This is a genomic window from Pacificimonas flava (genome assembly GCF_000342165.1).
GTDB lineage: Bacteria > Pseudomonadota > Alphaproteobacteria > Sphingomonadales > Sphingomonadaceae > Pacificimonas > Pacificimonas flava.
Window position 1 is genome coordinate 288,588 of record NZ_AMRV01000003.1, and the last position, 21,764, is coordinate 310,351.

The 21,764-nt window shown below is 65.2% G+C and carries 21 protein-coding genes; 14 read left to right on the top strand and 7 right to left on the bottom strand.

What is annotated here, in order from left to right; all coding sequences use genetic code 11:
• The first annotated feature begins 82 nt into the window (after positions 1-82).
• Together C725_RS06465 and C725_RS06470 are read left to right on the top strand one after the other, a co-directional pair.
• Positions 83-328 (top strand): hypothetical protein, encoded by a 246-nt coding sequence (locus C725_RS06465; protein WP_008601148.1) that lies wholly within the window; start codon positions 83-85, stop codon positions 326-328.
• 111 nt (positions 329-439) lie between these two features.
• Positions 440-670 (top strand): YMGG-like glycine zipper-containing protein, encoded by a 231-nt coding sequence (locus C725_RS06470; RefSeq protein WP_038282183.1) that lies wholly within the window; start codon positions 440-442, stop codon positions 668-670.
• 71 nt (positions 671-741) lie between these two features.
• On the opposite strand, the gene C725_RS06475 is transcribed toward C725_RS06470, so the two are convergent.
• Positions 742-2,163 carry an NAD(P)H-dependent flavin oxidoreductase gene (locus C725_RS06475; RefSeq protein WP_008601152.1) on the bottom strand — a complete coding sequence of 474 codons (1,422 nt, stop codon included), beginning with the start codon at positions 2,161-2,163 and terminating at the stop codon, positions 742-744.
• 61 nt (positions 2,164-2,224) lie between these two features.
• Here C725_RS06475 and C725_RS06480 point away from each other — a divergent pair, with 61 nt between their 5' ends.
• Positions 2,225-2,494, top strand: a complete 270-nt coding sequence (locus tag C725_RS06480; RefSeq protein ID WP_008601154.1) for a hypothetical protein — start codon at positions 2,225-2,227, stop codon at positions 2,492-2,494.
• Here the strand turns inward: C725_RS06480 and C725_RS06485 are convergent.
• Together C725_RS06485 and C725_RS06490 are read right to left on the bottom strand one after the other, a co-directional pair.
• Positions 2,491-3,615: an acyl-CoA dehydrogenase family protein gene (locus C725_RS06485; protein ID WP_008601156.1), complete on the bottom strand. Its 1,125-nt coding sequence runs from the start codon at positions 3,613-3,615 to the stop codon at positions 2,491-2,493. The two genes, C725_RS06480 and C725_RS06485, sit on opposite strands and share 4 nt — an antisense overlap.
• A gap of 4 nt (positions 3,616-3,619) precedes the next feature.
• The gene (locus tag C725_RS06490; RefSeq protein WP_008601158.1) at positions 3,620-4,855 is read right to left on the bottom strand and encodes an acyl-CoA dehydrogenase family protein; all 1,236 of its coding nucleotides are present in this window, start codon (positions 4,853-4,855) and stop codon (positions 3,620-3,622) included.
• Positions 4,856-5,023: 168 nt separating this feature from the next.
• On the opposite strand from C725_RS06490, the gene C725_RS06495 reads away from it, so the two are divergent.
• From C725_RS06495 to C725_RS06505, 3 genes are read left to right on the top strand one after another with little or no spacing between them, the layout of a single operon-like run.
• A complete protein-coding gene (locus tag C725_RS06495) occupies positions 5,024-5,488 on the top strand; it encodes a MarR family winged helix-turn-helix transcriptional regulator (RefSeq protein ID WP_008601161.1) in 465 nt (154 codons plus the stop codon).
• The gene (locus C725_RS06500; RefSeq protein ID WP_008601163.1) at positions 5,481-6,656 is read left to right on the top strand and encodes an HlyD family secretion protein; all 1,176 of its coding nucleotides are present in this window, start codon (positions 5,481-5,483) and stop codon (positions 6,654-6,656) included. The genes C725_RS06495 and C725_RS06500 overlap by 8 nt, the downstream gene beginning before the upstream one ends.
• Positions 6,643-8,214 (top strand): MDR family MFS transporter, encoded by a 1,572-nt coding sequence (locus tag C725_RS06505; protein ID WP_008601165.1) that lies wholly within the window; start codon positions 6,643-6,645, stop codon positions 8,212-8,214. The genes C725_RS06500 and C725_RS06505 overlap by 14 nt, the downstream gene beginning before the upstream one ends.
• A 21-nt stretch (positions 8,215-8,235) precedes the next feature.
• Here C725_RS06505 and C725_RS06510 read toward each other — a convergent pair whose 3' ends face one another.
• Positions 8,236-9,846 (bottom strand): hypothetical protein, encoded by a 1,611-nt coding sequence (locus tag C725_RS06510; protein ID WP_008601168.1) that lies wholly within the window; start codon positions 9,844-9,846, stop codon positions 8,236-8,238.
• 367 nt (positions 9,847-10,213) lie between these two features.
• Positions 10,214-11,413, bottom strand: a complete 1,200-nt coding sequence (gene rlmN / locus C725_RS06515; RefSeq protein WP_008601171.1) for a dual-specificity RNA methyltransferase RlmN — start codon at positions 11,411-11,413, stop codon at positions 10,214-10,216.
• A 158-nt stretch (positions 11,414-11,571) separates the two neighbouring features.
• On the opposite strand from rlmN, the gene C725_RS06520 reads away from it, so the two are divergent.
• From C725_RS06520 to C725_RS15725, 3 genes are read left to right on the top strand one after another with little or no spacing between them, the layout of a single operon-like run.
• Positions 11,572-13,038: a cytochrome ubiquinol oxidase subunit I gene (locus tag C725_RS06520; RefSeq protein ID WP_008601173.1), complete on the top strand. Its 1,467-nt coding sequence runs from the start codon at positions 11,572-11,574 to the stop codon at positions 13,036-13,038.
• 6 nt (positions 13,039-13,044) lie between these two features.
• Positions 13,045-14,055 carry a cytochrome d ubiquinol oxidase subunit II gene (cydB, locus tag C725_RS06525; protein WP_008601175.1) on the top strand — a complete coding sequence of 337 codons (1,011 nt, stop codon included), beginning with the start codon at positions 13,045-13,047 and terminating at the stop codon, positions 14,053-14,055.
• Positions 14,052-14,189, top strand: coding sequence for a DUF2474 domain-containing protein (locus tag C725_RS15725; RefSeq protein ID WP_008601177.1), 138 nt, complete (start codon positions 14,052-14,054; stop codon positions 14,187-14,189). The genes cydB and C725_RS15725 overlap by 4 nt, the downstream gene beginning before the upstream one ends.
• A 22-nt stretch (positions 14,190-14,211) precedes the next feature.
• On the opposite strand, the gene C725_RS06530 is transcribed toward C725_RS15725, so the two are convergent.
• Both C725_RS06530 and C725_RS06535 read right to left on the bottom strand, forming a co-directional pair.
• Positions 14,212-16,716, bottom strand: a complete 2,505-nt coding sequence (locus C725_RS06530) for a porin family protein (protein WP_149864572.1) — start codon at positions 16,714-16,716, stop codon at positions 14,212-14,214.
• Positions 16,717-16,885: 169 nt separating this feature from the next.
• A complete protein-coding gene (locus tag C725_RS06535; RefSeq protein WP_008601181.1) occupies positions 16,886-17,533 on the bottom strand; it encodes a histidine phosphatase family protein in 648 nt (215 codons plus the stop codon).
• A 185-nt stretch (positions 17,534-17,718) separates the two neighbouring features.
• On the opposite strand from C725_RS06535, the gene C725_RS06540 reads away from it, so the two are divergent.
• The 5 genes from C725_RS06540 (at position 17,719) to dnaN (ending at position 21,740) form a co-directional block, all read left to right on the top strand.
• Entirely contained in the window at positions 17,719-18,318 is a 600-nt protein-coding gene (locus tag C725_RS06540) for an outer membrane beta-barrel protein (protein ID WP_008601183.1), read from the top strand.
• 78 nt (positions 18,319-18,396) lie between these two features.
• Positions 18,397-19,113, top strand: a complete 717-nt coding sequence (locus C725_RS06545; RefSeq protein WP_008601185.1) for a CoA transferase subunit A — start codon at positions 18,397-18,399, stop codon at positions 19,111-19,113.
• Positions 19,114-19,172: 59 nt separating this feature from the next.
• Positions 19,173-19,814: a CoA transferase subunit B gene (locus C725_RS06550; RefSeq protein WP_008601187.1), complete on the top strand. Its 642-nt coding sequence runs from the start codon at positions 19,173-19,175 to the stop codon at positions 19,812-19,814.
• A gap of 66 nt (positions 19,815-19,880) precedes the next feature.
• Positions 19,881-20,540, top strand: a complete 660-nt coding sequence (locus C725_RS06555; protein ID WP_008601188.1) for a DUF2959 family protein — start codon at positions 19,881-19,883, stop codon at positions 20,538-20,540.
• A gap of 99 nt (positions 20,541-20,639) precedes the next feature.
• Entirely contained in the window at positions 20,640-21,740 is a 1,101-nt protein-coding gene (gene dnaN, locus C725_RS06560) for a DNA polymerase III subunit beta (protein WP_008601190.1), read from the top strand.
• Positions 21,741-21,764: the final 24 nt, after the last annotated feature.

Sequence of the window (21,764 nt, forward strand, 5' to 3'; positions counted from 1 at the left end):
CAGCCACCTTTTCAGGCAACCGCAAGTGAACGCCGCCCGTTCGGCCAAGGTTGCAGCAACCTCGGCAGGAGTATGAAGCCAGATGCAGGATATTCTGGAATGGACAGCAAGCATCGTCGGCATGATCGCCGCGCTGATGATCGCGGCACGGTACAGCACGCGCGTAGCCGGCTGGGGCTTCGTGCTATTCCTCCTCGGCTCGGTCCTGTGGATCGTGACTGGACTGAGCAGCGGGAATCAGGCGCTCGCGGCGCAGAACGTGGTGCTGTTCATGATCAATTGCCTTGGCATATACCGCTATCTCATCAAGCATGAGGAGGTGTCCTGAGCCCCTGCGGGGCGGTGTCCCATCGCGCGCAATTGTCGCAGGCCGCGCAACAATTGCACCGGCTCTTCGTTAGTTCTCACGCAAATTGGGAGAATGACGATGACGAGTGCGATGACGAAAACGACCCTGAAGATCGGTGCGGCCACGACGCTCGGGCTGATGATGACGGCCTGCGCGATCACCGGCGACCGCACGGCAGATGCGGCGATCACCGGCGCAGGCGGCGGTGCGGTTGCGGGAGAGGTGCTTACCAATGATCCTGTTGCCGGCGCCGCCATCGGCGCCGGCGCCGGCGCCATCGCTGCCGAGGTTAGCGATGACGACGACGACGACGATCGCTGATCGGCGCCGAATACCAGATCTGAAGAAGGGCGGGTCCGGTGGATCCGCCCTTTTTGCTGCGCGGCGGCCCGTCAGTCGCCGGTCAGGATCCGCTCGACCAGTTGCTTCACGGTCGGTACGAACCCGTTCGAATAGAACGGATCGGTCGAGAAATGGTGCGCCGAGTGACCGGCGAAGGTCAGATTGTCGTCAGGATCGCCGCCATGTGCGATGTCCTGCAGCGTCTTCTGGATGCAGAAAGAACGGGGATCGGCCAGTCGGCCGGTCGAATGATTCTCCGCATGCTCGTTCCATGAGGAGAACTTGCACTGTGACAGACAGCCCATGCAGTCTGCCTGATCCTTGCGGATGACCTTCGCCTGCTCCGGCGTGACGAAAACGAGCGTATCGTCAGGGGTCTTCAGCCCCTCCGTATAACCCTGCGCATTCCATCCGCGCGCACGGATCAGGTCGCCCTTGGTCACGTAATAGGTCTTGTTACCCTTGAAGCCGACATCGAGCTTGTGCGTGCGGTGATCGCACTGGACGGAGCCGAAGGCGATCTGCCGCTCGGACCGGTGCTTCAGATCCATCAGGAACGGCGTCTTGATCGCCGAAGAGTAGAAACCCGTCGGCGAGAAGGGGTGCAGCAGGATATCCCCCTCCTTCAGGAGCGGCAGCCGCTCCTTCCAGATTGCTGGGATCGGGCTTTCCTGCGTCAGCAGCGGCCGCGAGCCGAACTGGAAGGCGATGGTCCCGAGCTCCGGATTGTCGATCCAGTCCGCCCATTCGCGCAGATACCAAACGCCGCCCGCCATGATGATCGGCACGTCGTCGGAGATGCCACCTGCCCTCATCGTGTCCCGCAGGTCCTTGACGCGCGGATAGGGGTCCTGCGGCTGGTCGGGATCCTCTGCATTCGACAGGCCATTATGGCCGCCGGCAAGCCACGGATCCTCATAGACGACGGCCGCCATCCACTCCGCATGCTTGTGATAGGACCGTTTCCACAGCGCGCGAAAGGCGCGGCCGGACGACACGATCGGATAATAATATTTGCCGTATTTCGCGGCGATATCGGCCAGCTTGTAGGGCATACCCGCCCCGCAGGTGACGCCGTCCACCAGATCGCCGGCCCGTTCCGACGCGAACACCCCCTCAAGAACGCGCGCCGCGCCGCCCATTTCCCAAAGGACGTTTACGTTCAAAGCGCCGTCGGCTCCGCAAAGCTCGCGCGCCTGCACGACCTGCTCGACACCGCCCTCGATCCCGTAATCCACCAGTTCCTCGTGCCGGGCACCGCGCGTCCGGCCGCGATAGATTTGCGGAATCAGGTTTCCATCATCGTCATGGCTGTCGGCATTGACCGCGCTGACCGTTCCCAGCCCCCCGGCCGCGGCCCAGGCTCCGGAACTGGCGCCGTTCGTCGCACTGACGCCCTTGCCGCCCTCCACCAACGGCAGGATCTCCCGGCCGCCCATTCGGATTGTATTCAGCGATTTCATGCCAACCATATAACGAGTTTCGATAGAATGTCCGCGCCTATTGGCAGGACTGACGACAAGGGAGCAACCAATGTTCTTTATCAGCGCCCTGATCGCGCTGGCTCCGGTATCGGCGTCCCTGCCGCCGACGGAGCCTCGCGAGGCGTCGCAGCCGCTCCCGAAAACCAAAACCTTCCGTACGGAACCTGCCGCGCCGCTCCCCGATCTTTGTCTGGCGGCGGACAGAAAGACGCCGGCGGACAAGTACGACTATGCTGCCTGCAACGCCGGCGACCGCCTGTCGGCGGACCGGTGGATGCTGCAGGTGCCGGCAAAGGAATCCTCTGCCGATCCACGCTAGAATAACATATCTGCGATGCGCTTCCTATGCGTGCGTGCATCGCCAAAGCGCGACGCGTCGTACAGCGCTCGGCGGCGGTGAAGACCGGCATCGCAGTCATAGGTGAAGCCGAAGCCGCCATGGAACTGGATCGCCCGGTCCGCGGCATAGGCATAGGCCGTCTCCGCCTGCGCCTTTGCCATGCGAACCGCCACTTCGCCGCGTTCCTGATCGCCGAAACTGTGCGCCGCCGCGTAGAGGTGGGAGCGCGCGCGCTCATAGCCGATAAAGGCATCGACCAGCGGATGTTTCAGCGCCTGGTAACTGCCGATCAGCTTGCCGAACTGCTTGCGGGTCCGCAGATAGTCCGCCGTATAGTCGATGACGCGAAAGGCGCCGCCAACCATGTCGGCCGCATAGAGAAGCGCCCCCGCGAGTTCGGCATGGGCGACTGCCGGCCCGGCCGCCTCCTTTCGCAGCACCGCCGCCCCGGGCAGTTCGAAGCCCCGCAGCGTCAATTCGAAGGCGCGGCGCGTATCGTCGATCAGCGTCTCCCGGCGCAGCACGCCCGCCGGCAGTGTCGCCGTCTCCAACACAGCCAGACGCCGATTCGCCCCGCTGCCGACGGAAAGCAGGATCAGGTCGGCGGCGGCCGCATGCTCGATCAGCCGCGCCGTCCCGCTGACAAGGAAGCCGCCCTCCTCATTCTCCCCGAGCGCACGCATCTCGTCGCCCGGCTCGCCAAGCGCGAGGGTGCCGACCAGTTCGCCGCTGGCAAGGCGCGGCAGCCAGCGCGCCTGCTGCGCCGCGCTGCCCGCCATCAAGAGCAGCTGCGCGGCGAGCGTCGAAGCCAGGAACGGCGTCGCCATCAGCGTTCGGCCCATCTGCTCGGCGACCGGAACCACTTCCCCGATGCCGAGACCCGCGCCGCCATGCGCCTCCGGCAGGGCGATGCCGAGCCACCCCAGATCCGCGATCCGGCGCCACAGGTCCGGATCATAGCCGCGCTCCTCCTCGATCATGGCCCGCGCGCGCTCCGGTGGCCACTCCTCGCGGCAGAACTGCGCCGCGACATGCAGAAGATCCGCCTGTTCCTCGCTGACGCCCATCTGCCCCAGCGCCGCGCTGATATCTGTTGTCATGGGATCACCTCGTTTTGGGCAGGCCGAGGACATGCTCGCCGATGATGTTGCGCTGGATCTGGCTAGTGCCGCCGCCGATCGTGGCGGAGAAGGCGTTGAGATAGGAGCGCGCCCACCAGCCGTCGTCGGCGGCGTTGGGCTCGCCGACATAATAGGCTGCCTTCGGCCCCAGCAGCGTCAGCGCGAACTCGCTCAGCTCTCGGTAAAGTTCGGAAAACTCCAGCTTGCCCATCAGCGGCAGCGCCATAGGGTGATCCTCGACCAGCGGGGCGATGCGCTTTCGTTCGCTGCTGAGCGAGAGGGCATGCATGTCCATCAGATAGCCGACCATCCTGTCCTTCAGCACCGGATCGGACAGCGCCGGCGCACCGTCGCGGGAGGCCGAGCGCGCAAGATCCACGATCTCCATCAGGTCGGGCGGAATGGAAACGTAGCCGCCCGCCTGGCCGCCGCGCGCGCCGCGTTCATATTCCAGCGTGCGCATGGCGATCTTCCAGCCGTTCCCCTCCCCGCCGATCAGGCAGTCAGCGCCGATACGGGCGTCCTCGAAGAAGGTTTGGGTGAAGCCATATTCTCCGGTCAGCTTTTTCAGCTTGCGCGTCGTGATTCCCGGCACTGTCATGGGCGACAGGAAGAAGCTGAGACCCGCATATTTGTTCTCGGCCGCCAGATCGGTGCGGGCCAGCAGGATCATATAGTCGGCATAATTGCCCTGCGTGGTCCAGATCTTCGAGCCGTTCAGGACATAGTCGTCGCCGTCCCGCGCGGCCTTCAGCTGCGCATTGCCGAGGTCGGAGCCGTGTTCCGGCTCGGAAAACCCCTGGCACCAGATATGTTCGGCGGACAGGATCGGCTTCAGATAGGCACGCTTCTGCTCCTCGCTGCCGATATCGAGGATCAGCGGCCCCGCCCAGTTCAGACCGATGGCATTGAGGAGAATCGGCCCCCGATGCTTCCTCATGGCACGCGTCGCAGCCTTCTGGTGCGCCTCCGTCAGGCCGCGTCCGCCATAGTCCTTCGGCCATGCCGCGCCGAGATAGCCCGCCTCGTAGACCTTGCGCTGCCAGGCGCGGAGAAACTCGAACTGCCGGTCCTCGCCCACCTCCATGAAGGTCAGGGGCAGCATGAAGCCGGGGTCCGCAGGCACGTTTTCGGCGAACCAGGCGTCCGCCTCGGCCGCATAGTCGCGTGGCTCCGGCGTCTCTGATTCTGTCTTCGTGGCGGAAGTCGTATTCGTCATGGGCAGTCCCTTCACAGCGCCCGTTTTCGGCCCTGAGCGCCGCCGCGCCAATTCCGAAACTACAGAGGTTTGCCGCACCGCCGCGCCGGGCATGCCTCGAGAGCATGACAGACATACGGGGACACATCATGTCTTGCGATATAATGTGCGGGCTTACATATTTCGGCCATGACCGACAGTCTTGGATTCCTCATCGGCGATCTCGCCCGCCTGATGCGCCGGCGTTTCGACGAACGCGCGCGCGAGATCGGCGTCACGCGCCCACAGTGGCGCGCGCTTCTGAACCTGTCCCGTCAGGAGGGGCTGAAACAGACGGAGCTTGCAGAACGCATGGAGGTGGAGCCGATCACGCTTTGCCGCATGGTCGACAGGCTGGAGGCATCGGGCCTTGTCGAGCGACGGCCGGATCCGGCTGATCGCCGCGCGCGCCGCCTGTTCCTGACGGAGGATGCCCGTCCGATCATCGCGAGGCTGCGCGCCGTCGCCGACGATCTGGCGGACGAACTCGCCCGCCACCTCAGCCCGGGCGAGCAGACACAGCTGACCGCCCTGACCCGCAAGCTGCACGAAAGTTTGAGCGCCGCCGCCGAAGCGCGCCGGGGCGAGGAGAAGGGAGATGTCGTCAATGGCTGATCGCGATCCGGAATTGAACGCAGCTGCGCGGGAAACCGCCGCAACCGCGAACTCGCCCGCCGAAACATCGAATCGCAGCCGCTGGCGCCTGCCGCTGATGCTGCTCGTGCCACTGGTTCTGATCGTGGCGGGCGGCGCCTGGTGGTGGCTGAACGCCGGCACCGTCAGCACGGACAACGCCTATGTGCAGCAGGACATGGTCTCCATCTCGCCGGAGGTAAGCGGCCGCATCGCCGAGGTCCTGGTCGACGAGAACGACACCGTACGGGCGGGCGACCTCCTGTTCCGCATCGATCCCGAGCCGTTCCGAATTGCGCTTGCCAGTGCGGAGGCCGAACTGGCCGCCGCGAAGGTGAATGTCGAAAGCCTGACGGCCACGAGCGAAGGCACCAGCGTCGACATCGCCGCGGCGCGTGAGGACATCCGATTCGCGGCCGATCAGTTCGAGCGGCAGCAGGCCCTTCTCGATCGCGGTTTCACGACGCGCACCGGCTTTGAATCGGCGCAGCACGATTTGCAGCAGGCGCGCGAACGGCTTCGTAACGCTGAGGCCGCGCAGCGCAGTGCCAGTGCGCCGCTCGGCAAGGGCGGGGGCACCACCTATCCGGCCATTGCCGCCGCGCAGGCGCGCGTCGACGAAGCGCGCCTCAACCTGGAACGTACGGAAATCCATGCCCCGCATGACGGTCGCATCGCGCAGACCGACCGCCTGCAGGTCGGCCAGCAGATCGTATCCGGCGTTCCGGCCGTTTCGATCGTCAAGGAGGGGCGCAGCTGGATCGAGGCGAATTTCAAGGAAACCGACCTTGCGCGGATGCTGCCCGGGCAACCTGCGACGGTAGAGATCGATGCCTATCCAGGTCTGGAACTGACCGGCCATGTCGAGAGCCTGGGCGCTGGAACCGGATCGGAGTTTTCGCTGCTTCCGGCGCAGAATGCGACCGGGAACTGGGTGAAGGTCACGCAGCGCGTACCCATTCGCATCGCGCTGGACGAGGCTTCGCCGCGCCCACTCATCGCGGGGCTGAGCGTCGATGTCAGTGTCGATGTCAGCGGTGATGGCGAAGCGGCAAAGTCCATCCGCCCACGCCAACCGCAAAGGCCGGGCAGCTCTACCGCACAGGAAGCGCCGGCCGAACTGGCGAGCGCGGGTCATGCCCGCCGCTGACGCCACCTTCACGCCCAGCCTCACCCCCGGCGGGGAGGAGCTGCGTCCCGGCACATTGTCCCACAGCGTGCTGACGATCGCGCTGATGCTGGCGACGATCATCCAGGTGCTGGACACGACCATCGCCAATGTGGCGCTGCCGCACATGCAGACCAGCCTGGGCGCCACATACGACACGGTGACTTGGGTTCTGACGAGCTACATCGTCGCCGCGGCGGTCACCATACCGACGACCGGCTGGCTGTCCGCACGGATCGGGCCGCGAAACCTGTTCCTGGTGGCCGTCACCGGCTTCGTCATCGCCTCCATGCTCTGCGGCATCGCCACCAGCCTGACCGAGATGGTCGTCTTTCGTGCGCTGCAGGGCGTGGCCGGCGCCTTCATCAGCCCGCTCAGCCAATCGGTCATGCTGAACATCAACCCGCGAGAGCGGCACGGCAAGGCCATGTCCATCTGGGGCATGGGTGTGATGGTCGCGCCGATCATCGGGCCGGTACTCGGCGGTTATCTGACGGAGGAGGTGAACTGGCGCTGGGTGTTTTTCGTGAACGTCCCCATCGGCGGCCTGTGCCTGTTCCTGCTGTTCGCGCTGCTGCCGAAGGATCGCCAGCCGGAACGGCGTTTCGACAAGCTGGGCTTTGGCCTGCTGGCGCTCGGCCTCGCCTCCCTCCAGCTTCTCCTCGATCGCGGGCAGACGAACGACTGGTTCGAAAGCACGGAGACGCTGATCGAGGCGGGCGTCGCCATCAGCGCGCTGTGGATGTTCGGCGTCCATATGGTGACGGGAAGGAATCCGCTTTTCTCGCGCGAGATCCTGACCAACCGCAATCTTCTCAGCTCCCTTGCGCTGATGAGCGTCATTTCCATCGCGCTGTTCGCCAACATGGCGCTGCTGCCGCCGATGCTGCAGAATCTGTTCAATTACGACGTGATCGACACCGGTCTGCTGCTGGCGCCGCGCGGTATCGGCATCCTCATTACCATGTGGCTGTCCGGCATCCTGCTGGGGCGCGTCGATGCTCGTATCCTGATCGCCAGCGGCCTCAGCATGATCGCGCTGTCCCTGTGGCAGATGACGCACTGGACGCTGGTCATGGACTGGCGTCCCTTCTTCGTCAGCGGCATCGTGCAGGGCCTGGGCATGGGGTTCGTCTTCGTGCCGCTGAACACGCTCGCCTTCGGCACGCTGCCGCCCGATGGCCGCACCGACGGGGCGAGCCTGCTCAACCTCGTGCGCTCGCTCGGCGGATCGGTCGGCATCTCGATCGTCGTGACCTATCTGTCGCGTGGATCACAGACCAGTCACGAGATGCTGGCGCAGCATGTCACCGATCAGTCGCTCGGCATGGCGGGCGGCGGGCGACTGCAGGAACTGGGCTCGCTGACGGACAGCGCGCTGAGCGCCGCCAATGCGGAGGTGACGCGGCAGGCGATGATGGTCGCCTATCTGGACGATTTCCACCTGATGATGTGGATCACGCTGCTCTCCATCCCCTTCGTGTTGCTGCTGAAACGCCCGCCCGCCTTCAGCGCGCCGCCGCAAATGGCGATGGAGTAGACGGGCGGCGCGCGGGCCGGGTCACCCCGGAACCGAAGGCACCCAGACCTCAACCGCGCCCTCCGCAGGTGCGGACGTGGCGGTCGTCATGTCCATGACCTGGCTCGAATCGGCGCCGAGGCTGGTGAGAACGCGTGTCACCTGCACGTTCAGCGCCTCCGTCCGGTCCGCATCCTCGCTATGGAAATACCGCGTGCTGCCGCGACCGATATTGAAGCCGGCCGGCCGCAGCGAGGCCACGTCATATCCCCTTGCCCGCAGATAGGCCGCCACTGACTCGGCGCGATCGCGAGCGCCGGTACGGCCGTCCGCATAATGCACGATCACATGAAGGGGCGGCCGTGCTTCTTCGGTATCGACGTCCGACCCGAGATCGACCTCCGCCGTTTCGGCATCCAAGGGGTCGGCGTCGCTCTCGCCTGGGAGCGTCCGGTCTTCGCCGTCCGGGGATGCAGCGCCCCCGGTTGCGGTCTCCGGTAACGTCACGGGATCCGCATCCGCTGCATCCTCCTCGATCGGCAGCGGGAGCTGGGGCCTGCGCACGGCATCCGCTTCCGCGGTCATTGTCGCTGCGGCCTGCGTATCGTCGCCGCGCGGGAAAAGCTTTGTGGTCAGACCGCCCCATTGCAGCAGGGCCGCTGCCAGGACGGCAATCGCCAGCGCACCGGCAAAGACCCAGCGCTTCCGACCCGGCAGGCCCAGCACGGACCGGTGCTCCGCCTCTTCATCGTGGTAGGGCTCGTCCGGGGTGTAATTGGTCAGGAAGCTGGTCACATTGGCGTCACGGCCATCGTCGATTGCCGTCCTGTCCGCCGCCGGGACGGGGGCCGGTTCCGCCATCAGGCGCGGGGCCGGCGTCAAATCGATGCTGACGGGCGCCGGCTCGATGGAGGGCGCAGGCTCCTCCGGGCCCTCCTCTGCTGCCATAGCGGCAGCCGGCTCTCTATCCGCAGCCTCTGCGGTATCCGCGACATGGACGGCGGGCAGCATTGCGGCGGCATGACCGACATGCGCGGCGTCGACCTGATGCGCATCCTCAAGCGCCGCATCCAGAAGGGCGTTGCCGGCAAGGACGCGCAGCCGCGTCAACGATCCGCGCGCCGCCCTGACCAGCGCCTCGACCGCCTCCCCGGAAAATAGCGAGGGGTCGCCGCCGACGGCGGACAGCCGCTCGGCCAGATAGCGCCGTGCGGCATCCTCCGTCAGTGCAGGAACACGGACCAGACTGGCTTCCCCGCCCGGAAACAACGGCGCTTCCGCTGCGAAAACGATCGCCGGCTTGATGATCTGCGTCGCCAGCGCCTGCAGCGCCGCGCGCACGTCCGAGGAATCCCCGTAAAGATCCTCCACCAGCACGGCATCCGCATCGCGGTTCGCCATCAAGATCCCGGCATCGGCGGCGGCCAGCCGGCGGACCGAAACGCCCGCTTCTGTAAGCGCCGCCTCCGCGCGGCCCAGCAACAGGGCGCGCTCCGTGCCGGCGCCGCCGACCAGATTGATGAGCCGCTCGCCGCGGCGAATGGCGGTCATCAGATCCTCCGCCGCCTGCGCCAGGGGTCCGTTCCCCGGGGGCAAGCCGCCGCGCGCGGAAAAAGGGTCCGCCGTCAGTTTGAAATGTGCGGCCGGATCCATGACAGGCCCGCTCCTCTGCATGACGCGATGGGTCCCCGGCCTGCGGGGACGATGGACGAGCCTTATCACGCCCTCCCCGCCCGCGCCGAATCCCGCCGTCTCGAACCACCGCCCCGCCAAGCCCGCCCACCGCAAATGGCGCGCGTGGGCATGCGGGCGCGGCGCATTGTCCGGGACCGCAGTCCGGTTGAAACGGAAGAAGAGGACGGGGGTACCGGCGATGAAAATCGGGATCGCTCCCACCGGGGCCGCATCGCTCGGCATGAAGAAGACGGAGCTGCTGCCGGGCGTCGAGATGGCTCTTCCGCCATGACCGCCCATGCCCGGCTGCAGCGGGACGGCTACACGCTGAACCCCTTCTAGCGGGTCAGGCCGCGGCCGACGCAGCCTCTGCAGCCATCCGGTCGCGCTCTGCCCGGCTCAGCTTTTCGCTGGCGCTTTTCAATTGGCCGCAGGCGGCCATGATGTCGCGGCCGCGCGGCGTTCGCACCGGCGCGGAAATCCCTGCGTCGAAGACAATCTTCGAAAAGGCTTGAATCCGCTTCGGATGGGAACATTCATAATTGCTGCCCGGCCAAGGGTTGAACGGGATCAGGTTCACCTTTGCCGGCAGCTTGTAGCGCTTGATCAGGCGCACCAGCTCGCGCGCATCCTCATCGCTGTCGTTGACGTCCTTCAGCATCACATATTCAAACGTGATCCGGCGCGCATTGGAGGCACCGGGATAGTCGGCGCAGGCCTGAAGCAATTCCTCGATCCCGTATTTCTTGTTCAGCGGCACGATCTCGTCGCGCGTTTCCTTGTTCACCGCGTGCAGACTGACTGCCAGATTGACGCCCAGTTCCTCGCCGCAGCGCTGCATCATCGGCACAACGCCGGAGGTGGAGAGCGTGATGCGGCGCCGGGAAAGGCCGAGGCCGGTTTCGTCCATGACGAGGAGCAGCGCGCCCTTCACATTGTCGAAGTTATAAAGTGGCTCGCCCATGCCCATCATGACGATGTTCGTCAGCATGCGCGCCTCGCCGGTCAAATCCTCGCCCGGCTTCGGCCATTCGCCCAGCGCGTCGCGCGCCAGCATGATCTGTCCCGCGATCTCGCCCGCCGTCAGGTTGCGGACCAGCTTCATGGTGCCGGTATGGCAGAAACGGCAATTCAGCGTACAGCCGACCTGGCTGGATACGCAAAGCGTGCCCCGGTCGGCATCGGGAATGAAGACCATCTCATATTCATTGCCGTCGTCGGTCTTCAGCAGCCATTTGCGCGTGCCATCCTCGCTGACCAGCGCCTGGGTGACCTCCGGCCGGGCAATGACGAACAGCTTCGCCAGCAGTTCGCGGTGCATCTTGGCGATGTCGGTCATCTCGGCGAAGTCGGACTTCCCGCGCAGATAGATCCAGTGCCAGAGCTGCTTCGTGCGCATGCGGGCCTGCTTGCCCTCTATGCCGGCAGCCTCCAGCGCCGCGCGCAGTTCGTCTTTGGTCAGGCCGACCAGATTGACGCGGCCGTCCGCGCGCTCCGGCACGCCGCGCGGTACGGGAACGGGGTTCGTGGCCCCGGCAATGGTCATCGCTGCTGTATGCATGCGTCCTATCTAATGGTTATGAGGGCAAGATTGAAGCCGCCGGGTGGCGGATGGCCGCTGCGCGATTTTGACCTGTCGCAAAACGGGGCGCGACGGCCCAGTTAGGCGTCAGGCTGCAAACAGGACAAGCGGGGACCGGAACCATGTTCGACAGCGCGAGCGCCATATTGCTGGCCCGCATCCAGTTCGGTTTCACCGTCAGCTTTCATTTCATATTTCCGGCCTTTTCCATCGGCCTTGCCAGCTATCTGGCCGTCCTGAACGGCCTGTGGCTGAAGACGGGCAAGACGCTTTACCTCGACCTGTTCAAATATTGGGCGAAGATCTTCGCCGTCGCCTTCGCCATGGGCGTCGTGTCGGGCATCGTCATGTCCTACCAGTTCGGCACGAACTGGTCGGTCTACAGCGACCGGACCGGCCCGATCCTGGGTCCTCTGATGGCGTACGAGGTGCTGACCGCCTTCTTTCTGGAGGCGGGATTTCTGGGCGTCATGCTGTTCGGCATGAACCGCGTCGGGCCGAGGCTGCATTTCCTCGCCACCGCGATGGTCGCCATCGGCACGTTCATCAGCGCCTTCTGGATTCTCAGCGTCAACAGCTGGATGCACACGCCGACGGGTTTCGAGATTGGTGCAAATGGCCAGTTCCTGCCCGCCGCGAGCTGGCTGGAGATCATTTTCAACCCCAGCTTCCCCTACCGACTGCTGCATACGGTCACGGCGGCCTATCTGACGACCGCGCTCGTCGTCGGCGCGGTCGGCGCCTGGCACCTCTTGAAGGATCGCGGCAATCCCCATGCGCGCAAGATGTTCTCGATGGCCATGTGGATGGCCGCGCTGGTCGCACCGGTCCAGATCCTTCTCGGCGACGCGCACGGTCTCAACACGCTGGAGCATCAGCCGCAGAAAATCATGGCGATGGAGGGGCATTTCGAAAGCCATCCGGACGGCGCGCCGCTGATCCTGTTCGGCATCCCCAACGCGGCGGAGAAGCGTGTCGATTATGCCGTCGAGGTGCCCAAGCTCTCCTCGCTGATCCTGAAGCACGACCTCGACGCGCCATTGCCCGGCCTCGATACCATTCCCGACGATGAGGAACCGCCCGTGGGCGTCGTCTTCTGGTCGTTCCGCATCATGGTGGGTCTCGGCTTCCTGATGCTGGGCCTCGGCATGTTCAGCCTGGCCGCGCGGTGGCGCGGAAAGCTTTATGAGTGGCCGCTCCTCCACAAATTCGCTGTTGCGATGGGACCGGCAGGCTTCGTCGCCGTCATCGCCGGCTGGATCACGACGGAGGTCGGCCGGCAGCCCTATACCGTCTACAATCTGCTGAGGACCGCAGACAGCGTTTCACCGCTCGACGCGCCGGCGGTCGGCGCGTCGCTGATCGCCTTCGTGCTGATCTATTTCGCGGTCTTCGGCGCCGGGACCTGGTATCTTCTGCGCCTGATGAGGGTGACGCCGCATGCCGCAGAGGAGGATGCGGCGCAGACGCCGATCCGGTCCGCCGGGATCACGCCGCACCAGTCGGTCAAGAACACCGGCGGCGTGGCGCGCCGGGAGCCGGTCGACCATGATGCGCGGGCCGTCGATGACGCCGGCCAGAAGGAGTGACCGGTCATGCTGGACTATAATTTCGACCTGACGGCGATCTGGGCCGGCATTATCGCGCTCGCGATCTTCGCCTATGTCGTGATGGACGGGTTCGACCTGGGCGTCGGCATCCTGTTCAAGTTCTTTCCGGCCGGTGAGGGCAGGAACCGGGCCATGAACTCCATTGCGCCCGTCTGGGACGGCAACGAGACATGGCTGGTCTTGGGCGGCGGCGGTCTGTTCGCCGCCTTCCCGCTGGCCTATGCGGTTATCCTGCCTGCGCTTTACGCCCCCATCATCGCCATGCTTCTGGGCCTCGTCTTTCGCGGCGTCGCCTTCGAATATCGCTGGCGCGACCCGCGCCACCGCGCCCTGTGGGATGCGGCGTTCACGGGCGGGTCCATCATCGCCGCCTTCGCGCAGGGCGTGGCACTGGGCGCGCTGCTGCAGGGGATAGAGGTGGACGGCCGCGCCTATGCCGGCGGCTGGTGGAACTGGCTGACCCCCTTCAGCCTGCTGACAGGCGCGGCGGTGCTGACGGGCTACGCGCTCCTTGGCGCGACCTGGCTGATGTACAAGCTGGACGGGGAACCGCATGACCGCGCCAGGCGCCTCGCCTGGAGCCTGTTCTTCCTGACGCTGGGCGCCATCGTCGCGGTCAGTCTGGCGACGCTGACGCTGGAGGGGAATTACTATGCGAACTGGCTGTCGCGTCCGCGCCTGTTCCTGACCCTGCCGGTGCCCATCCTGACGACGCTGGTGGCGGCGCTGTTCGTGCACAATATGCGCTACGAGCATCACGCATGGCCGTTCGTCAGCGCGCTGCTCCTCTTCTTCCTGACCTTTATCGGCCTCGGCGTCTCGATATGGCCGGACGTCGTTCCCGGCGCGCTGACGATCTGGGATGCCGCCGCGCCCGAGAAAAGCCAGGTCTTCATGCTGGTCGGCGCTGCGTTCATCATGCCGCTGATCATTGCCTATACCGGCTATGCCTATTGGGTGTTCCGGGGGAAGGTCGGCACGGAGGGTTATCATTGAGCGGCACGCGGCCCCCTCACCCGGCCGAACGCCAGCCGCTGTGGAAGCGGCTGGCCTGGATGGCCGCGATCTGGGCGATGAGCGTCGGCGTCCTCGGCATCGTCGCCTATGGCATCCGTGCGTGGCTGCTGTAGCGCGCGGGCGGTCGCCCCGCCGTCAGAAGGTCTTTCGGAACTCGATCTCGACGAAGCGGCCGACCGGATCGACATAGCCCGGCTGGTAGGCCAGCGGCACCTCTCCGGCCCCGTTCTCGACGCGTCTGATGCCGCCGAAGACGTTCTCCACGTCCAGCGACAGGCGGCTTCCCTTCAGGAAGGGCACGGCCTCGGTCAGGCCTTGCTGGCTGTCGAGATCGGCGAACAGCCGCAGGTCGAGCGTGAAGAGGTCGCCGAAATAAAGATCCGAGGAGCCGGTGATGTCCGATCCATCCACCCGCGCCTTGCCGGTATAGTTGGCGTTCGCGCGCAGACCGAAGCCGCCCAGGAAGACACCGCCCTCCAATTCGACCGTGTGACGGGAAATCGGCGCACCGCTGCCGGTGACGTCGCCGTCCAGCAGGTCCAGCCGGTCGACCCCCGGCCGGATCAGGACCGTTTCGTCCAGGCTCCAATTGTGGAAGACCGACAGGTTCCAGCGGCCGCCATCCGGGCCGCGCCCGAACGGCGGTCTGCCGCCGCCCCGCCCTCCGCGCCGGCCGCCTTCTTCCTCCTCGTCCTGGCCGAACTCGCCGCGCAGGCTGAAGCCGTAGCGTAGCCGCTCCGCCTCCACCTCTGAAAAGGTCACTGGCCGCGCGTCGATACTCAGCAGATTGCCGTCCGCGCCGCGAACGACGCGGTCTGGAAACGCCGCCTCGATGGCGGGGGTGAGCGCGGGGAAGGCGCTCGACACGTCCTCGCTACGGTTCTTCACATATTCGAAGGTCAGCTGCTGTTCGCGCGAACCGCCCGGCGACCAGTTCAGGGACAGTTTCAGGTCTCGCCGCGATTCGGCCAGAAGATCCGGATTGCCGCCGGTGATCTGGTCAATGAAGACGGTGTTCCCCGTCGCAATGTCGAAGGTCGCGACGTTCGGCGTGACGATGACCGCATCGCCAAGCTGCGCCACCGTCGGCGCGGCCTCCTCGCCGATGACGCTGGCCAGAAGCACGAGGTCCTCGACCGGCTCCCACCGCAGGCCATAGCCATATTCGGTCAGGCCGCCGAAATCGCTGAGTTCGCTATAGCCCGCGGTCAGGTTGACGGAGAGGCTGCCGATCGCATCCAGCACCCCCTCCCTGACGCTGGTGATCGGCAGGTCGGCATTGGCGCGCACATTGCCCCGGCTGCGGGACAGGTCGCTGCTGGCGATGGGCGCGCCGCCGCGCAGCGTCCGGCTTTCGAGGTCCTGCCAGTCGAACGCGGTCGACAGGCTCAGGCTGACCGGCCCGGCCGGCAGATCGAGCGGCGAGCCCGCAATGGTCGCGGTGACATCCGCCGTCTGGGATGTGCTTTCCGCGCGGTCGGTCACGAAGGCCGTGCCGCTACCCAGATCCGCGGCGAACGGGTCGATATTCGGATCGCCGGCCTCGATCGCGGCGACCAGCGCGTCCGTATCGCCCTGACGGTCGGTGAAGACGGTCTGCTCCGTCAGCGCGTAATTGCCGCTCAGCGACCATTGCCAGCCGGACAGATTGCCATTCAGCGCCGCGCCCGCCTGCGCGGCGTCGGTGGAGGAATCACGCCGCAGGACGCCCGCGCCGGGAAACAGCCGGCGCAGCGCCTCGTCCTCTCCGGTGCGCGAAAAGGGGCTGCTGCCCGGAACGACGAAGCTGGCGCCGCTGAGGCCCTGCAGCGCCTCGCTTTCCTCGTGACTATATTCCCCGCTCAGCGTCAGGCCGGTGCCGCCCCCGATCTGCCTGTTCCAACTGGCATTCGCCTCGAACGTGTCGGAGGAAGGCTGCAGCGTGCGAAAGTCCGTTTCGTCCACCACCCCCAGACTGTCGCCGTCGTCGCGCACGATCCCGCGCTCCGCCTCCGTCAGGCGGGTGGAGGGCTGATATTCCAGATCGATGTTCAGCCGATTGCCGTCGTCGATGCGCGTCAGGGTCGCCTCGACCTCCCCCGAACGGAAACCGCCCGCCGTCGGCTGACCATATTCCAGTTCGGCGGAGAGCTGATTGAAATTGTCCTTCAGGATGAAGTTCACGACGCGCTGGTCGGGCCGATAGCCATATTGCAGCGCCAGCTCCTCCGGAAAGATCTGCACGCGCTCGATGGCCTCGGGCGGCAGGTCGCGAAGTTCGCGAAAGCTGCCGATGCGCTGCCCGTTCAAGAGGATGACCGGCATGCCGCCGCCGCGTCCGCGCGCTGAGCCGGTCTGCGGACCGAGCGCCTCAAGCAGATCCTCGATCGAGGACGCGCCGTAAGACGCGATCGTTTCTTCCGTCAATTCCAGCTGCGGGGGGATGTCGCTGACCACCGTACCGCGAACGGCCCCGGCCGTGATGACGATGACGTTCTCATCGTCCGCCTCTTCCGGCCGGCCCGCTTCGGAGTCCTCCGGCGCTTCGACGGCAGCACCGTCGTCCCCATCCGCTGCCATGCCTTGCGCAGCGGCGGGCAGAGTGGCCGCGCCCAGCGCGAGCGCGGCGGCACTGGAAAGAAAGAAGGAGCGAATACGCATGAACATGATCCCGAACTGACGCGGCGGATACGAAAGGGCGTACCCATCCCCCCTCCGTCTGCCGGGCCGCTGTCGCAGGAATTTGTCGGTGAACGCCGAAACTTGTCGCAACTTGTCGCAAGCAGCAGCAGACCCGGACCCCAGCTTCGCGGCCAGCATGGGGCCGCGCTCAAAACCCCTTTTGGACTTGCTGCCCGCCGGATCCGACATGGATGGCGCGTTCCGCTCCCCCTTCGATACGGAAGATGGTGCCCTGCGGCGCGTTTCCGGCGATGGGCACGCAGCCCGGCTCAAACGGCTCCCCGCCGACCAGCGCTCCCCGCAGGACCCGCGCGGTCATGCCATGTGTGATGACCAGTGCCGGCCTGCCCGGATCCAGCCCAGCCAGCCAGGCATCGAGGCGCGCTCGGATATCGGGATACCATTCGCCCTCCGGCGGCCGTACGCAGAACAAACCGCGTTCCCGGTCGACGATGGGCGCGCCGCTGTCCGCCACGATATCGGCATAATCGCGCCCCTCCCATGCACCCACATTGATCTCGAACAGGCGCTCGTCGTGGCGCACGTCGAAATAGCGAAGGCCGAGATGCTCCGCGATGATCGAAGCCGTCTGCTGCGTTCGGCCGGCCGGCGACACCCAGAAATCGAGGTCCGGTTTTTCGCCCAGTTCCCGCCGCAGCGCCTCTCCCATTGCCTCCGCCTGCGCGATGCCGCTGCGCGTCAGCGGCGTATGCGCGCCGTTGCCCTGCATGCGGGCATTGGCGTTGAACACGGTTTCGGCGTGACGGGCGAGATAGATCGTCGGATGAGAGGTCATGTCCGCCTGACTAGGCGGGTGCCAACCGCCTCGCAATCCGCTTAGAACCTGTTGCAAGGGCGCAACATAATATCGCAATCCGCAACGATGGGTCTGGCGGCATCCCCGCAAGCGCCCATCTGAGCTTGCGCGCGGCCGCACCTCCCAAGCCTTGCGGCCGCGACCGTAGAATCAGGAGTTAGTATATGCGTAAGACCTTTGTTGCCCTTGGCGCCCTCGCCCTTTCCATCCCGGGTGTCGCCGCGGCGCAATCGGCGAACTTTGCCGGCCCGTATGTCGGCGCCAGCGTGGGCTACAACGACTTCGACGCCGACAGCGATATCGACGAGACGGAGTTCGAAGAATCCTTCTTCAATGGCCTCGGCTATGGCATCGACGGTGTCACCTTCGGCGGCTATCTCGGCTATAACGCCGCTGTCGGACCCAACATGATCGTGGGTGTCGAGGGCAATGGCGGCATCGGCACGTCCGAAATCGATGGCGAATACGGCATCACCGCCCATGTCGGCTTCGTTCCTTCCGACAACATGATGGTTTTCCTGCGCGGCGGCTATCAGGAGATCAATTTCGACACCGGCAACATCCTCGAGGAGTTCGGCCAGCTGAACCCCGACCTTGAGGAGGATATCGACGACGACGATCTGGGCCTCGACGACACGCAGGGCGATTACACCGTCGGCGCCGGCGCCGAGTTCGGCGCGGGTCCCGGCGCGTTCCGCGTCGCGGTCGACACCATCGCCTTCGACACGCTGAAGGTTTCGGGCGGTTACACCTACCGGTTCTAATCGGCAGGTTCGCACGTTATGAGATGGGCCGGCCCCGACAGGGGTCGGCCCTTTTCTTTTTCGGGAGCGTCCTGACCCTTGGCAAACAAGCTTTACGACGATGCAGCCGCAGCCCTTGAGGGACTGCTGTTCGACGGCATGACGGTGATGGCCGGGGGCTTCGGCCTGTGCGGCATTCCGGAGAAGCTGATCGCCGCGCTACGCGACAGCGGCACGAAGGACCTGACCTGCATTTCCAACAATGCCGGCGTCGACGATTTCGGCCTGGGCCTGCTGCTTCAGACGCGCCAGATCAGGAAGATGATCAGCTCCTATGTCGGCGAGAACAAGGAGTTCGAGCGGCAGTATCTGGGCGGCGAACTGGAGCTGGAATTCAACCCGCAGGGCACGCTGGCGGAGCGCTGCCGCGCCGGCGGCGCCGGCATTCCCGGCTTCTTCACGAAAACGGGTGTGGGCACGCTGGTCGCAGAGGGCAAGGAGCACAAGGATTTCGGCGGCGAAACCTACATCATGGAAACAGGGCTGACCGCCGACGTGTCGCTGGTGAAGGCCTGGAAGGCGGACCCGGCGGGCAATCTCGTCTACCGCAAGACCGCCCGCAATTTTAATCCGGTCATGGCGACGGCGGGAACCGTTACTGTCGTGGAGGTGGAGGAGTTGGTCGGCCCCGGCGAACTCGACCCCGATCATATCCACACGCCGGGCATCTTCGTACAGCGCCTGATCGTCGGCAGGGATTATGAAAAGCGCATCGAGCAGCGCACCGTTCGCGCCGCCACCGGTTCGGAAGGCTGACAGACGGCCCTGCCCATTCTGCCGGCTGCGGCCGGCGATCTTTTCTTCGGGAGAACGAAATGCCCTGGACACGCGATCAGATGGCCGAGCGGGCCGCTAAGGAACTGGAAGACGGCTTCTACGTCAATCTGGGCATCGGCATGCCGACGCTCGTGGCGAATTATATCGGCGAGGATATCGACGTCACGCTGCAGTCGGAAAACGGCATGCTGGGCATGGGGCCGTTTCCGGCGGACGACGAGGTCGATGCCGATCTGATCAATGCCGGCAAGCAGACCATTACCGAACTCAAGCGCACGAGCTACTTCTCCTCCGCCGACAGTTTCGCCATGATCCGCGGCGGCCATATCGACCTGTCGATCCTGGGCGCCATGGAGGTGGCCGAAAACGGAGACATCGCCAACTGGATGATCCCCGGCAAGATGGTGAAGGGCATGGGCGGCGCCATGGACCTGGTCGCCGGCGTCAAGAAGATCATCGTCCTGATGGATCACACGAACAAGAAGGGTGAGAGCAAGTTCCTGAAGAAATGCTCCCTGCCTCTGACCGGCACGAACGTCGTCGACATGATCGTCACCGACCTCGGCGTGTTCCAGCGCCCCGATCATGACAGCAAATTCCGGCTGATCGAGCTGGCGCCGGACGTAAGCGTGGAAGAGGTCCGCGAGAAAACCGAGGCGGACATCGACGTCGCGGTGTAGATTGGCGGGCGGGCTGCCGGCCGGTCCGCGCCGTTTCCATCGCCCATAGTTACGGAGTTTATCGCGATGCGTTCCACCCTCCTTCTTCCCGCGCTCCTGATCGGCACGATGTCGGTGCTCGCGGCCTGCCAGACCGCGCCCTATTACAAGGCGCTGGAAACCGTCGGCATCAAAAAGCGCGACCTTCTTATCGACCGGGTCGAGGATGTTCAGAAATCCGAACGCGAGGCGAGCAAGGCCTTCGTCGGCGCCGTGACCGTCTACCGGGAAACGAGCGATGCGGATCCCCGTAACATCGAGGGCGCATATCGGCGCCTGGAAAGCGCATATGAAAAGTCCCGCGCCCGCGCCCGTGACGTGGAACAGGACATCGACACGCTGCGGACGGTTGCCGGGGACATGTTCTCCGAATGGGAAAGCGAGCTGAAGCTGTTTCAGGACCCCGACATTCGTGCCGCCTCTGCCGCCGACCTGGAGCGAACCCGGGCAGAGTTCGCGCAGCTAGAGCGCGTCTTGGGCGAATCCGTACAGGCGATGGAGCCGGCGCTGTTCACCCTGCGCGACCGCGTCCTGTATCTGAAGCACAACCAGACGCCGGCTGCCGCACAGGCACTGCGCGCGCAGCAGCCGAAACTGGTCGAGGATGTGCGAAGTGCGGACGCCGAGATCAAACGCGCCATCGAGGCTTCGAACCGGTTTCTGACGCGGCTTCGTACATCCCCCTGAGGATGCCGACGCATGGAGACGGAAACTCGGCGTTTGATGCGGCGCGCAAATCCGCTAAGCAGCCCCTCCTTACTATTGGGGGCGAAAGGGATATCGTAGATGAAGGCTACCGTTGAGCGCGCGACCCTGCTGAAATGCCTGGGGCACGTTCAGTCGGTCGTTGAGCGCAGGAACACGATTCCGATCCTGTCCAACGTCCTGATCGAGGCGGAGGAGGGGGGCCTCAAGCTGACCGCCACCGACCTCGACCTGCAGGTCGTCGATTCCATCGCAGCTCAGGTGGAGACGGGCGGCGCCGTCACGGTCTCCGCGCATACCCTTTTCGATATCGTCCGCAAGCTTCCCGATGGCAGCCAGGTGGCGCTCGACGCGGCGGAGGAGAAGATGCAAATCCGCGCCGGACGCGCGCGCTTCAACCTCGCCACGCTGCCGCGCGACGATTTCCCGATGATCGCGGAAAGCGATCTGCCGACCAGCTTCAACCTGCCGGGCGAGACGCTGGCGGAAATCATCGACAAGACCCGCTTCGCCATTTCGACGGAGGAAACGCGCTATTATCTGAACGGCATCTTCATGCACGTGTCGGATGGCAAGTTCTACGCCGTCGCGACGGACGGCCACCGCCTGGCGCGCGTGACGCTGGACCCGCCCGAGGGCGCGGCGGAGATGCCGGACGTGATCGTGCCGCGCAAATGCGTCAGCGAACTCCGGAAACTGCTCGATGAGGCGGATGGCGACGTGGAAATCGGCCTGTCCGATTCGAAGGTTCGCTTCCGTGTCGGCACGGCGGTCCTGACCTCGAAGCTGATCGACGGCACCTTCCCCGACTATAGCCGCGTCATCCCGACCGGGAACGATCGCCTGCTGAAGATCGACCCCAAGACGCTGAGCCAGGGCGTCGACCGCGTGTCCGCCATCGCCGCGGAAAAGACGAAGGCGGTCAAGGTGACGCTGGAACAGGACAAGGTCGTCCTGTCCGTGACGAGCCCGGAAACGGGGACGGCAAAGGAAGAGGTGGAAGCGGACTACAAGTCGGAAGGCTTCGACGTCGGCTTCAACGCCAAATATTTGATGGACATCCTGTCAGAGGTCGAGGGCGATACCATCGACGTGCACCTTGCCGACGCCGCGGCGCCGACGCTGATCCGCGAAAGCGACGATTCAAACGCGCTCTACGTCCTCATGCCGATGCGGGTGTGAGGGCGCCGCAGGCCCGTACACCCC